General features: G+C 38.7%; 6 protein-coding genes. All 6 read right to left on the bottom strand.

The genetic code is table 11. The annotated features are described in order from the left end of the window. Positions 1 to 44: 44 nt before the first annotated feature. The 6 genes from xyl3A to JOD96_RS19690 are packed head-to-tail and all read right to left on the bottom strand — an operon-like array spanning position 45 to position 14,383. Entirely contained in the window at positions 45 to 2,639 is a 2,595-nt protein-coding gene (gene xyl3A, locus JOD96_RS19715) for a xylan 1,4-beta-xylosidase (protein ID WP_209565925.1), read from the bottom strand. Between the two features lie 46 nt (positions 2,640 to 2,685). After that, complete coding sequence (locus JOD96_RS19710) at positions 2,686 to 4,266, bottom strand: glycoside hydrolase 43 family protein (RefSeq protein ID WP_245188456.1); 1,581 nt, start codon at positions 4,264 to 4,266, stop codon at positions 2,686 to 2,688. 4 nt (positions 4,267 to 4,270) lie between these two features. Then, positions 4,271 to 6,568, bottom strand: a complete 2,298-nt coding sequence (locus JOD96_RS19705) for a glycoside hydrolase family 127 protein (protein WP_209565924.1) — start codon at positions 6,566 to 6,568, stop codon at positions 4,271 to 4,273. 4 nt (positions 6,569 to 6,572) lie between these two features. Next, positions 6,573 to 9,035, bottom strand: coding sequence for a glycosyl hydrolase family 95 catalytic domain-containing protein (locus JOD96_RS19700; protein ID WP_209565923.1), 2,463 nt, complete (start codon positions 9,033 to 9,035; stop codon positions 6,573 to 6,575). A gap of 59 nt (positions 9,036 to 9,094) precedes the next feature. Then, entirely contained in the window at positions 9,095 to 11,620 is a 2,526-nt protein-coding gene (locus tag JOD96_RS19695) for a glycosyl hydrolase 115 family protein (protein ID WP_209565922.1), read from the bottom strand. Between the two features lie 39 nt (positions 11,621 to 11,659). Next, entirely contained in the window at positions 11,660 to 14,383 is a 2,724-nt protein-coding gene (locus tag JOD96_RS19690; protein WP_209565921.1) for an alpha/beta hydrolase-fold protein, read from the bottom strand. Positions 14,384 to 14,434: the final 51 nt, after the last annotated feature.

Genomic DNA, 14,434 nt, shown 5'->3' with positions numbered 1-14,434 from the left:
ATCACTTTGATTAGTTGGTTTGTTTTTTCTAACTAAATTCTTCTTTACTGAATGGAAACTTTAGTCATTTTCAAATCTTTAGCATCAGAACTTGTTCCGTAAAACACTTCATATTCGCCAGAAGTCACCTTCATTCCGATAGTTTTGGCATCATAAAATTCAAATGAAGAAGCTGGTAAATCGATTGTTACATTTTGGCTTTCGCCTGATTTTAAATTGATTCTTTTAAAAGCTTTTAAGGTTTTTAAAGGGCCGTCGGTATCGTTTACTTTTCGAACATAGACCTGAACAATTTCTGTTCCTTCTCTTTTACTCGTATTTTTTATCGAAAAATTCAATTGCGTATTTTCAGTTGTTTTGATGTTGGCCTTACTCAGATTGGCTTTACCTATTTGGAATTTAGAATAGCTTAGGCCAAAACCAAACGGAAACAAAACATTTGTGGTGTATCTATATGTACGTCCTTTCATCGAATAATCTTCAAAATCGCCTAAAATGTCTGAATTTTTATAAAAGGAAACCGGCAGTTTTCCGGCAGGATTATAATCTCCAAAAAGAACATCGGCTACAGCCTGACCACCCGATTCTCCCGGATACCACGCTTGTAAAATGGCATCGCAGCTTGCAGTTTCAGGAGCCAGTGCAATGGCAGAACCGGAACAGTTTACAAAAATTACTTTTTTACCGGCAGCTTTAAGTTCCTGCAAACATTTTCTCTGAACAGCAGGAAGCTCGATATTGGTTCTGTCACCGCCTTTAAAACCGGGATAAGAAACCGGCATTTCTTCACCTTCTAATAAGGTCGAAAGTCCGCCTACGAAAATTACCGTATCAATGCCTTTTAATTTTTGAAGTAAAGCGGCAAAATTGATATCATGTTCTTTTCCGAAATCAAATTCAAGATTCGCCTGCCAGTTGTTGGATTGTGCATACAAAATTTCGATTTTGTATTTTTTTCCTGCTTCGACTGCAAATTTTATTTTACCAGGAAGCGTGCGCCAGTTGGTATATTTTACTAAAGATTTATCATTCACCAATAATTCAAAAGCGCCGGTAGCGCCAGTTTTAAAAACAAGACTGTCATTTTCTTTAGCCACAAATTCGGTTTCGTATTTTGCCGAAAAGCCTTCTAATTTCACGCCCGATGCAAATTCATGCTGACCTGCAGTCGTCATTTTGATCGGGTTTACAATCTGCTGCGCTATAACGCTGTTGCCTTCCCGGTTTGGATTGTTCCAATAAGTGGCTTTCATTCCTTTTTTGCCTTCAAACGAAAGCTGGTCAAAATAACTCTGGTTGACTTTGTCTTCGACTAAATCGCAGGCTTTGTCATACACGATTTTATTTTCGGCAACTTTTGATTCTATACCGCTTTTAATCGTGATGGTTTTTACCGGAGTTCCGTTGTAATTTCCCCACAACATCGGTTCATTATCGGCATTTGGACCAATAACAGCCACTTTGTTTATATTTTTATTTAAAGGTAAAATGTTGTTTTTATTCTGCAAAAGCGTCATCGATTTTTGCGCCATTTCGAGCGCTAACTGCTGGTGTTTTTTACTGTTTAATACAGAAGCCGGAATTTGCGCCCACGGCACAATGGCATCATCATCCATTTCGCCCAAATCAAAACGGCCCGTTAAAACACGAAGCAAACTTTTGTCAATATCGGATTCTTTAATTAAATCTTTCTCGACGGCTTCGGGTAAATTTTTAAACGGATATTTTTCCCAAACGCATTCTACATCTGTTCCTGCTAAAACCGCTTTTGAGGCCGCATGCGTGGCGTCTGATGAAACTTTATGCGTCGTATAAAAATCGGTTACGGCACCGCAATCTGAAACTACCAGGTATTTAAAACCCCATTCGTCACGCAAAATACGCTGCAATAAACGTGTATTGCTGCAGCAAGGTTCATCATCCAATCGCTGATACGCGCACATCACCTGACGCACATCGGCATCTTGTACCAATGCTTTAAAGGCTGGCAAATAGGTTTCGTATAATTCACGCGGATTTATATTATTGAGGTTCAGTTCATGTCGGCTCCATTCCGGACCGGAGTGCACGGCAAAATGTTTGGCACAAGCCAGAAGTTTGCGGTATTTCGCATCTGCCGGACCTTGTAATCCTTTCACAACGGAGATTCCCATTCGGGAAGTTAAATACGGATCTTCGCCATACGTTTCCTGCCCACGTCCCCAACGCGGATCCCTGAAAATATTGACGTTTGGTGTCCAAACCGATAAACTCAAAAAGCGTTTGTTTTCATTGCCACCCTGAATCCATTGGTTGTATTTGGCACGGGCTTCATCCGAAACCGCATCAAAAACATGATACACCAACTGATCGTCAAATGACGCCGCCATGCCTATTGGTTCCGGAAAAACAGTTACGTTATCGTTATTTGCATAACCGTGCAGGGCTTCGCTCCACCAATTGAATTTTTTAATGCCGAGTCTTGGTATCGGATCGCTTTGGTCGCACATTAACGCCGCTTTTTCTTCAAGAGTCAGTCTCGAAATTAAATCTTTGGCGCGTTCTGTCGAGTTCAAAGACGCATCCTTAAAACGGTATTGCTGTGCGTTTGCACTAAAAACAGCCACTAAACTTATGATAAACAGAGAACTAATTTTCATGATTTCTGAATTATGTGATGAATATTTTGCGCCGCTAAACCGACTCTTAATTTTTTGAAATTTGATCGCTAATGTGGAAATAATCAAAATCGACATAGCCTCCCACATTTTTTGTAGCATAGTTGAACAGACCAAATCGATAGCCCATAAAATGCGGAAGTGTATAAGGCAGTTTTATTATTTTGCCAATGCTAATCCATTTTTTACCGTCTAAACTGTAAAAAAATTGTCCTTCATCTGTTTTGTCTTTAAAGTTGCATTCTGCCCTGAAATAAATTTTATCCTGCGATAACAGAATACTTTCTATTTCAGTCGGAAGATCTTTAACCGTTGCCATCATTACAATTTTTTTTGAATCTTTTTCGGCTTTTACGCCAATTAATCCGTACTCTTTTTGCAATAAAGAAAGTCCTGCAAAGTCGCCGTCTTTCATTTTAGAAACCTCAACCAGAATAGTTCCTGAGCTTTGAGGCCCAAAAGTTCTTTGCGTTAACGTATTTTTTGCCTGAACAAAACTGCTGTCGATTCTTCCGGTTTTGAGTCTTAAAAAACCTTTTCTTTCTTTTACCGACCAAAGTGCATGATCTGGATTATGATTCCATTGCCAGACTAATGGCAAATCGGGATCGTTCTTTTTTCTGGTAAAATCATCGGAGTTTACAATTCCGGGAATTAAACTTTTATTTGCCGGTAAATCGAGATATTCCGGTACTTTATTGTTTTCGCCTAAAATTGGCCAGCCGTTTTCCCATCGAACCGGAACGAAATACGGAATTCGCCCAACACCGCCAAAATCCCTGAATAAGTATGAAAAGCATTTTCCGTCAGGCGTATCAATAAGTCCGCCCTGCGCCACTCCTAAATCCTGCAAACCTACTTTTCCTTCCCAAGGGCCCGAAATTTTATCCGCTCGGTGTATAATTACGGTTCGCATTCCGTCTTTTGGCCAGACGATATTAAACAAATAATATTTTCCTTTGATTTTAAAAAGCTGTGAACCTTCAGATTGCAGCATAATATTGTTTCCTGCAGGTGCGCTGGCATTTTCTATCAGGACTTTTTTTGTTTCTTCTTTTAGAGCTGATAAGTCTGAATTTATTTCTACAATCTGCAATTTTCCTGCTCCCCAAACCATATACACTTTCCCATCATCATCAAAAAAAATAGAATGATCGTGATAAGAAGTATTCAAAACAGTTCGTTTCCACGGGCCTTTTTCAATGTCTTTTGTAGAAAAAATATAGGTTTTGCCCGTCGTTCCAGAGAACGTGCTGACATAATACATTCCATTATGATAATTGAGACTGCTCGCCCACGAACCTCTGCCGTAATCGTTTTTGCCGTTATCCAGATTTAATTTGTCATTATCATTTTCTAAGGTTTGATAGGCGTAATTGATTATTTTCCAATTCACTAAATCATCAGATTTCATGATAGGAACGCCGGGATTCATGTGCATGGTCGTGCTGCTCATGTAATACATATCTTTTACACGAATGATTGACATATCAGGAACATCCGCTAAAATAATTGGATTCTGCGCCTTATTTTGGGCGTAACTACACCAATTCCAAAGCAGGAAAAGACTAAAAAAAGCACTTCTGATTTTTATTTTATGTGGCATCATCTTTCTACTCCTTTAAAATTCTGAATTGATGAAACTTCGGACTATTGCTTCCGTCGTTAGATTTTATGGTAATGTTTACGACTTCGATATTTTCAACATTTAATCGAATGGTTTTATTTGCTGCAGCAACAATCGAAGCCGGTTTTTCGTTAATGAGAATGGTGATTTTATCGGTTTTAGAATCGTCTGTACAAATGATATCCAGATATTTTCCGGACTTGTTTTTATTCAATAACTGATACGAAATATACGATTTGGTGCTTCTCCACGCTTTTGTATCGTCGTAACCCGAATCACTTTTTTCGCCTTTATATCGATGATCGACTTCTGACTGCTGTTCGCCGCAATTAATTTTATCAATGGTTTTAGCTTCCAAAGCCAATGCTTCTATTTCCTGCTGTTTCAACAAAGCATGTTTTTCCTGATACTGTTCTTTGGTATAATTTTGAAAATACATTTGATAACGTGCATCATGAATTTCAAAAAAAGGCTGTAATTCTAATGAGTCCAAACGAAAACGCAGGTTTCCTAAATCTTTCAGTTTTGCGATATAAGCCGCTTTATCGCCAATCATGGCATAGGCCTGATCTAACGGATAATATTTACCGGATGCTACATGTCCCATTCGGCTGTCATCGGCAAATAATCCGTCTAAATCTTTGTTGGATGTTTTGGCTGCCAACACAATAGGTCCGTTTAAAAAAGCGCTCCAGTTAGAACCGTCCGGCAAATTTTCTAAATGTGTGGAAGTTTTGAATGTAACCGAAATTTGATCTCCGGATTTCCATTTTCTGTTGAGAACAACATAACTGGATGGCTTTGGTTCTATTTTCTGAAGTTGCCCATTAATTGAAATTTCAAAATTTTCTGCCCATTCCGGACAACGGATATTCATAGAGAAAGTTGTGGTTTTCTTTAATTTTAAAACAAGATCTGTGCTGTTTTGATACGGAAATTTGGTGCTTTGTTCGATGTAAATATCCTTTTCTTTCCAGTCTAAAGTCGACGGAATAAAAAGATTTACAAAAACATCATTATCAGAATGGCTGTAAATTAATTCTCCGTATTTAGAATGATTTTCCAATCCTGAACCCACACAACACCACATGCTTGTTTCGGGTTGGGAATAGACGCGATAATGATTCGGTCTTATGGGAGTAAAATAAACAAAACCGCCTTTTTCAGGATGCTGGCTCGAAAGAATGTGATTGTAAAGCGTGCGCTCGTAAAAATCAAGGTAACTGACCTGATTTTTGTCCAGAAATAAGGCTTTGCTCAAACGCTCCATATTATACGAATTACACGTTTCAGGCCCTTGGTTTGATTTTAACATGCCGCTAAAATCTTCTGTTGGATTAAAATGCTCTGCAAAACTGTTTCCGCCAAAAGCTACGCTGCGTTTTTGAGTTACATTTTCCCAGAAAAACTGCGCGGCATCTGTCATTTCTTTATTTCCTGAAAGTCTGCCGATTTTTTCGAAACCAATTACTTTTGGAATTTGGGTGTTGGCATGCAATCCTGTTAATTTATCTTCTCTTTTTTCCAGCGGATTTAAGATGGCTAAATGCGAAACTTTCTCCGCTGTTTCGAGGTATTTTTTGTCTTTGGTTATGATATATAAATCAGCAAAAGATTCGTTTATGCCGCCGTGTTCTGTTTTTAAAATATTTTGAATCTGCTCCTCAGAAAGCGGACGAATTAATTCGATAAACCAGTCGCCCACTTTTACTAAAACTTCTTTTGCTTTTTCATTTCCGGTGTAATGATAGGTATCGGTTAAACCGGCAAAAAGCTTGTGAATATTGTACAGCGGCACCCAGGTATTGTTCAAACCAAAATTGCTTCCGTCGATGTCTCCGTTGTGAATTCGGTCCCAAAAAACTTTTCCCTGCGGAATTCCGCCCACATAACCGTTCCCGTTTTTTTGCTGGCATTTTTCCAATTCCAAAATCATATAATCCAGTCGGTTTTTTACTTCCGTATTTCCGGTAGAAGCATACATCATCGCCAATGCCGAAAGATAATGTCCGGCAATGTGCCCGTCAAGTCCTATGCTTTCCCAATTGCCGTAACGTTCTGCTTTTACGGGTATTCCCGAAGCAATGAGATACGGCGCCAAAAGTCGATCTGGATTGAGTTCTAAAATATATTTGAGATCAACATCCTGAGCATTTTTAAACGGCCCTTCTTTTAATCTTACTTCTTTTAAATCAAACAATTGCATTTGCGCTGTCGCGGAAGATGTAATCAACAATCCCAGCAGACAACAGAAGATTTTATATTTTATACAAAGATTTTTCATACTATTATTTAATTAAGAAACTGTAGCTTTTGCCTTTTTCAGTTTTTATATCATACAGATATGTTGGGGCAATATCCAAAGGTTTTATAGTTGCTTTTTCTGCAATAACCGGCTTTTTGACCTCCACCGTTTGGTAAAAAACATTTGGATTAATCCCCGACGCTATTTTTATATTTTTATTGTCTTTCGTTTTCATTTCATTTGGAGTTCTCAGCCTCAAATTTCCGCCAAGATTAGACTTAATACTTACGGCAATTAATTTTCCGTTTTTCCATTTCAGCTCCTTAATCTCAAAACCTCCATGTGCTTTTAATCCTGAAATTTCGCCATATTCTTTTAAGGCATCCGGCAAAGCAAGAAGCAAATGAATCGCATCGTCTGAACTTTGCATCAACATTTCGGTGATTCCAGAGGTACATCCAAAATTACCATCAATTTGAAAAGGCGGATGTGCATCAAAAAGATTTTTATAAGTTCCTCCTCCTTCTTTGTTTACGCCCAGTGGCGTGAGTTGATTCTGAATCAGGCTGTAAGCGTGGTTGCCGTCCTGCATTTTTGCCCACCAGTTTACCTTCCAGCCCATGCTCCAGCCTGTAGAAATATCACCTCTTTGAAGCAACGTATTCTTTGCGGCTGCAAAAAGTTCCGGTGTTTTGTAGGCAGAAATCTGATTAGAAGGATACAAACCGTATAAATGTGATATATGACGGTGATTGTCTTTGGGATCGTCGACATCGTCCAACCATTCCTGCAGCTGATTGTATTGGCCAATTTGCATCGGTGGCAGGCTATTTCTTAATACTTTTAAACTGTCGGCGTATTGTTTGTTTTTCCCTAAAACTTCTGATGCTTTTATAACAGAAGTAAAAACATCAAACACAATTTGATTGTCCATTGTAGAGCCCGCAGTTACTGCTGAACCCTGATGTGCGGCCGGAGCATTTTCAGGTGAATTTCCGGGTGCTACGACCAACCAGCCGTTTGTGGGATCTTTTACTAAAAAATCAGCATAAAAATCGGCAGCGCCTTTTAGATTTTCATAGACAGATTCCAGATATTTTTTGTCACCCGTATACAAATAATGTTCCCATAAGTGCTGACTCAGCCATCCGCCGCCTGCGTTCCATACTCCCCACGTAGCGCCGTCAACGGCTCCATTAATTCTCCAAATGTCTGTATTGTGATGCGCCATCCAACCGCGGGCACCGTACATTACTTTGGCAGTTTCTTTGCCGGTTTGGCCGAGTTCCTGAATCATTTTTAAAAGCGGCTCGTGCATTTCTGACAGATTTGTTTTCTCAGCCGGCCAATAATTCATCTCGGTATTAATGTTGATGGTGTATTTGCTATCCCACACCGGTGTCATACTCTTATTCCAAATACCCTGAAGATTTGCCGCCTGCCCGCCGGGCTGCGATGAAGAAATCAATAAATAACGGCCGTATTGATAATACAAAGCCACAAAAGAAGGATCTGAAACTTTTCTGAAATTCGCCAGTCTTTCGTCTGTTGGTAATTTTGAGGCTTCGGTATTTCCCAAATCAAGCTGCACTCTTTTAAAATATTTTTGATAAAAAGCGATGTGTGCATCCTTCATTTTATCATAATTCTTATCAAAAGCCTTGTTCAGAAAAGATTTTGCGAGTTTGGTTTCATTACCACTAATATCGTTATAATTGATAAAATTGGTGGCGATCGAAACATAGATCAAAACAGAATCTGCGCCGTCAATTTGTATCGAATTACCGTTTGATTTTAAATTTCCTCCCTGAATTTTAAATTTTGCAATGGCATTAAATTTCACCTTTCCTTCTACTCCTTCGTGATCGCTTGTCGTGCCGGAAAGTAAAATTTCATTATTGCCGTTAACGGTTATTTCCTGTTTTTTATGTTCTGAAGTAAAAGCCGCTGAAAAGGAAACTTTTCCTGGCTTATCGGCCGAAAGTTTAATTACCAAAACGCGATCCGTAAAAGAAGTAAATGCTTCTCTGGTATAGGTAATTCCGTTTATTTTATAAGTGGTTTTTGCAACGGCTTTTTCAATATCGAGTTCGCGGTAATAATCCTTAAAATCCTGCTGATTTAAAAAACTCAATTCTAAATTTCCCACCGGCTGAAACATTTGCCCGTGCGATTTTTTAGTAATGATATTTTCGTTTATGAGTTTTTCGGCTTTTTTATATTCCTTTTCAAACAGAAGCTTTCTTATTTCATTCAAAGCGCCTTTTGCATCCGGATTGTCATTTCGGTTTGGGCTTCCGCTCCAGACCGTCGCTTCATTCAATTGAAAAATCTCTTTCTCTACATTTCCGTACACCATAGCGGCCTGAAAGCCATTGCCCAGTGGAAGAGCATTTTCCCAAACTGTTCCTGCACCACTTTTATACCAAAGCTTTAAATCATCTGTCTGCTGTGCAGATAATGCAAATCCGAAAAATAATAATATGGTAATTAAATATATTTTCATAAATATTTGGTGTGGTATGATTTTCAAATGCTATAAAAAAAGTGCAAGATTATTCCATTTTACTCTGCAATTGTCTCACTTTCAGGCGGACCAAGATAAGACGGTTTTAATCCTCCGGTATTAATGACGATTTTCTCCAGCACAATTCCGGGATCTAAAACACGAAAACGTAAAACATGTTTTCCGGGTTTCGAAATGGTATGTTTCGTGTTCGAATGAATCAAGTGTTCTGCCTGCCATTTTCCTAATTCACCACGGTAATGTCCGTTAAAATTTACGGTTTGCGATTTTGCTTCATCAAAAGAAACTTCATAACGAAGACCTTTGTTGCTGTTAAAATTAAGCGTTGGCGCTAAAAGTAATTCTACATTAAATTCTCCTGTTGAAGTAAAATCAATTTCATACTCGACAAAAATATTGTCGTTTTGCGCGGGATATTTATTTTGTGGAAATGTCGTAATTCCGCTTTTTGTTTTTCCAAAATCAGGAATCACCTCCCAGTGAATTGTGTTCGAATTATTTAGTTTAGAAAAATGTTCTGCTTCTATGGAAACATAACCGTCTTTTTCTGCGAATACTTTTCTTCTAACCTCATCTTTTTCAGCGACGTAAATCACTTCAGGCAAAATATTTTTCGGAGTATCGTGCCAGGCCTTATATCCAATTCGCATCTGGTCCATAATATGCGTCCATTTTCCTCCTGAAATCTCATTGTTGTATTTGTTTTGAAGAACAGAATCTCTTTCAAAATTAATTTTCACCTGATCTGCAAAAGCGTTGGCTAAAATGTTTTTTTCTGCTGCCAGTTTTTTGTTATTGGCTTGTGCAAAATACATTTCATAAAGGTTGCTGCAGGCATCTATTGGATACAAAACCAACTGAAAATAAGCATCCTGATATTCTTTTGGAATCTCATTGTAAATTCGGTACGCATCAAGTGCTAGATTTTTATAGTCATTGACAACCGTTTTAAATTCATTGTAATTTTCCAGACTGTAGGTTTTGCTGTCAAGCATTTCGGGAGTGACGCGTCTATTAAATTTTGGATAGGTATTTAACAATCTTGCGATTTCTTTGGCGTGTTTTGTTCCGAATTGATCTGCCGCCCATTTTTCTGTAAATTCAAAAAGATTCTGCGAATTAAACTTTTTAGGATTCCACGCCATATCTAAAAAGAAACTGATCGGAAATTCCATTGGTTTAAGGTCTCCAACATTTACAATCCAGACTTTATCAACGCCATGTTCGTAACTCAGATTCATTTGTTCCCAAACTCTTTGTATCGGACTAATATTGATCCATTTTGAATTTCTTGGGCCTCCCACATAATCAAAATGATAATACATGCCGTAACCGCCTTTATGCAAAGGTTTTGTTATGTCTGGAAGTTTGCGCACATTTCCCCAGTTGTCATCGCAGAAAAGCAAAATAACATCATCGGGAACACGCATTCCCTGATCGTAATAATCCTGAACTTCTTTATACAAAGCCCAAACCTGAGGTGTATTTTCAGGCTTTTTTTGGGTCACGTCAGCAATAATTTTACGCTGTTCTTTTACGATATTTTCCAGTAATGCAATGTTCGTTCCTTCACTCATGGCTTCGTCGCCGTCGCCACGCATTCCTACGGTTACGAGTTTTTCCCAGTTTTTGCTGCGTTCTAATCCGCCTTTCCAGAATTCATCGAGAACGGTTTTATTTTTGGCGTAATCCCAAACATTCGGGAGATTGTTTTTTTTAATATAGCGGTGCCAGTCGGTTTGTGCCAAAGCCATTGGTTCGTGATGCGATGTTCCGATGATAATTCCCATTTCGTTGGCGAGAGGTCCGCTTGCTTGATCGTCATCATAAAAAGCATTACCCCACATGGCCGGCCAGATGTAATTGGCTTTTAGCCGAAGCAGTAATTCAAAAACTTTTTCGTAGAATTTGCTGTTAAATCCGCCAAATGTAGCTTTCGACCAGCCGCTTAACGCCGGGGCTTCGTCATTGATAAAAATCCCTCTGTATTTTACGGCAGGTTCTCCATCAGTGTATGTTCCTTTTACAAAATACAGATTTTCTTTTTTCTCCACCGGCACATCAGCCCAGTAATACCAGGGCGAAACACCAATTTGTTTGGATACTTCGTAAATACCGTAAATCGTTCCGCGTTTGTCACTTCCGGCAATTACAATGGCCTCTGCTACGCCGCTAAATGGATTTTTTATGTTTTGGATCGTAAATTTTTCATTTTTGCCTTTGAGCTGTTTTCCGTCGATCTTATTTGCTTTAACTAAATCATCAATAACCGAATTGGTTCCGATTGTTCCGATAATAATCAGCGTTGAAGATGAGTTTGGTTTCTGATTTAAGATTGCTGGTTTTTCTCCCGTCACTTTTTCAAAATCAGTTTGCAAATTTGTAATAGCACGCAAAACCCCGGCATCTGTCCCGTTACTAACAAGAAAGGATAGCTGTGAAGATTTCTCTTTCATTGTAATAACATTATCGCCTTTTTGAGTTGCAATAAACGACTGCGCTTTTAAAATAGCAGAACTAAAAACGATAAGAAATGTGAGGATATATTTTGAAAATGTATTCATGAACTTTATTATTACAATTCAATTACTATTTTAAAATCTTTATTTCTGCTGAAACAATAATGGCGCAAACATCAATAAATCGTGCCTCCAGACCGGCCAGGTATGTCCGCCAGGGTATTCGCTGTATTTATATTTGATGCCGAGCTGGTCGAACTTTTTCAGCATAATTTTGCAATTTTCATAAGCGATATCTTCTTTGCCGCCCATCGAAATCCAAAATTCTTTGATATTTGAATTGATTGTGGAGGCATTGTTTTTCATAAACTCGTATTGCGGCTCTGACAAAGTGGTATTATTCGCCCACCAGCCCGAACTGAAAACACCGATATAAGAAAACAAGTCAGAATTTTTAACGCCCGCATAAAGTGTTTGTAAGCCACCCATTGATAATCCGGCCAAGGCTCTGTTTTTTGCGTCTTTGGCTACTTTAAAATTGCTTTCTACAAAAGGTATCGCTCCTGTTTTCAATTCATTTTCAAAAGCTTTTAGTGCATTTTCGTTAAAACCTGCCACGCCTCCTGTGTTTCCCATATTGCCGTCGAGCATAGCGATGATCATGGGTTTTGCTTTATTTTCGGCAATTAAATTGTCTAAAATTAAGTTTGCTTTTCCCTGAGTTGCCCAGCCTGTTTGGTCTTCGCCTCCGCCATGCAAAAGATATAAAACCGGATAGTTTTCTGTAGCATTTTCGTAACCCGGCGGTGTATACACATACATTTCTCGCCATGAATTGGTGGCTTTTGAAAAGTATTTCTTGATTCTGATATCACCATGCGCAACGTCTTTTAAGGCATAAAAATCGCCTTCTTTATTCGGAATCTCAATACCGCTCGCCATGCGCCCCATTCCGTAAAATGTCTGACTTGACGGATCTGCAACGGCAACGCCATCTATAAGCAGCGAATAATAATTAAAGCCTTTGCTGACCTCATCTGTAGTGGCGGTCCAAAATCCGTCTGAATCTCTTGTCATATCGTATTTTTTGCCCAAATCGATTTGTACTTTTGAAGCTTCGGGAGCATTGACTTTAAAAAGTACTTTGTTATCCGGCAATATTTGAGGGTATTTTGCATTACGAATATTGGTTTGCGCCGGATTTCCTAAAAGGGTATAAGACGCAAAAGTCGATTGGTCGACAGGTTTAAATAAAAACTGCGAAAACATATACAATCCGTTTTTCCAGACTTTAAAATCGTGCACTCCCGGCTCGATATAATAGATGTGCGGCACATCATTTTTTTCTAAATAATCGTGCGTTCGTTTGCTGTTTTCGATAAGACAGTCGTTATCTCCGCAGGAAATCCAGAGTAGTTTTAATTTCTTTTTTGCTGTTTCCGGATTCGGAAGTAATTCTGCAGGAGCCTTGGTATTGGGAGCGGCTGAAAAAGCACCCACCCAGGCAAATTTATCTAAATTCCCTAATCCGAAATTTAAAGATTGTCCGCCCCCCATTGATAATCCGGCTATTGCACGGTGCTCTCTGTCTTTGAGAACCGGGTATTTTTTTTCGATAAACGGAATCAGGTCGTTTAATAAATCTTTTTCGAATGTAGCAAATGCCTGTACTTTATCTGGCGCCATTATATTTCCGGTTGCGCTGTCGTCTTTCATTGCCCTGCCGTTTGGCATGACTAAAATCATGGGTTCAATTTTTCCTTCTGCAAAAAGATTGTCTAGTATAATTTGCGGATTTCCTCCGTTTAGCCATTCTTTTTCATCACCGCCTATTCCGTGTAGAAGATACAAAACCGGATATTTTTTCTTTTTATTAAATCCCGGTGGCGTATAAACGCTTACTTTTCTTGTAGATCCAACCGTTTTAGATTCGTAAGTAATCGCTTCAATTTTTCCTGCAGGAATACTGGTATTCAACACGTCGAAACCAAGAGGAGCCTGAACGATAAAAGGCGATTTTCCGTCAGAGAATTTATATCCCAGTAACGAAAGCATTTTATCGGCATAACGTCTTCCTAAGTCTCTGTAACCTGCGGCATTAAAATGTAAAAAATCAGGTTCTGCCTTGCATCCTTTAGATGAAATAACATACGAATTGGGAATCGTTTTGGGCAATGTCGCAATAATTTTATTCATGCTGCCACATTTACCATTCTGGTCTTCGTTTACGGTTTCACCCGAAAGCAAAGGCACTTTTTTTGGATCCAGATTTAAATCTTTTATCAAATTATCATAAACGATTTTTACTTTTTTCGGCCAAAGTGTATCGCCCGTATTCGATTCTCCCTGATGCAGTAAAATGCCTTTAATAACGCCTTTTTTCTGTGCTATTTTTGCCAGTTCTACCAGTCTTGCATACGGATTTCCGTCGTATTCTTTTAGAATGCCTTTCATCCATTCTGGTGCTGCTGCTACATATTCTGCTGTTTTATCTTTATCAAAAAGTTCAATTTTACAGCCTCCAACGGCTACATTGATCACGCCCACTTTTATATTTTTAGGCAAATTGGCTACTAAGTTTCTTCCAAAATAATCCACTGGTGTTAATCCTGTATTGCAACGGCACAATGGAGGAATGGCGGTATACCAATTTCCTTTTTCCCGTTTAAGATCAGGGCAATTAACTGCCTGTAAAACCTGAAACCGATCATCAACTCCCCCTTTATCCTGCGGTTCTATTTTGGCATATCCTTCCATATTCGACTGACCAAAACTCAGATAAACATGAAAATTAGGATCTTGAGAATACCCTTTTTGTGCTATTGAAAAAAGAACCGTAAATGCGAAAAACCTAAGTATTGATTTCATTTTTAGCTGTATTTTTTTATTATCAAAAAATCATTTAAATCCGGGATTGAA

Origin of the sequence: Flavobacterium sp. 1355 (assembly GCF_017833415.1) — a bacterium.
In the GTDB taxonomy this organism is placed as follows: Bacteria; Bacteroidota; Bacteroidia; order Flavobacteriales; family Flavobacteriaceae; genus Flavobacterium.
The sequence above is the reverse complement of the archived record's forward strand: the minus strand, read 5'-3'. Positions and strand labels throughout refer to the sequence as shown.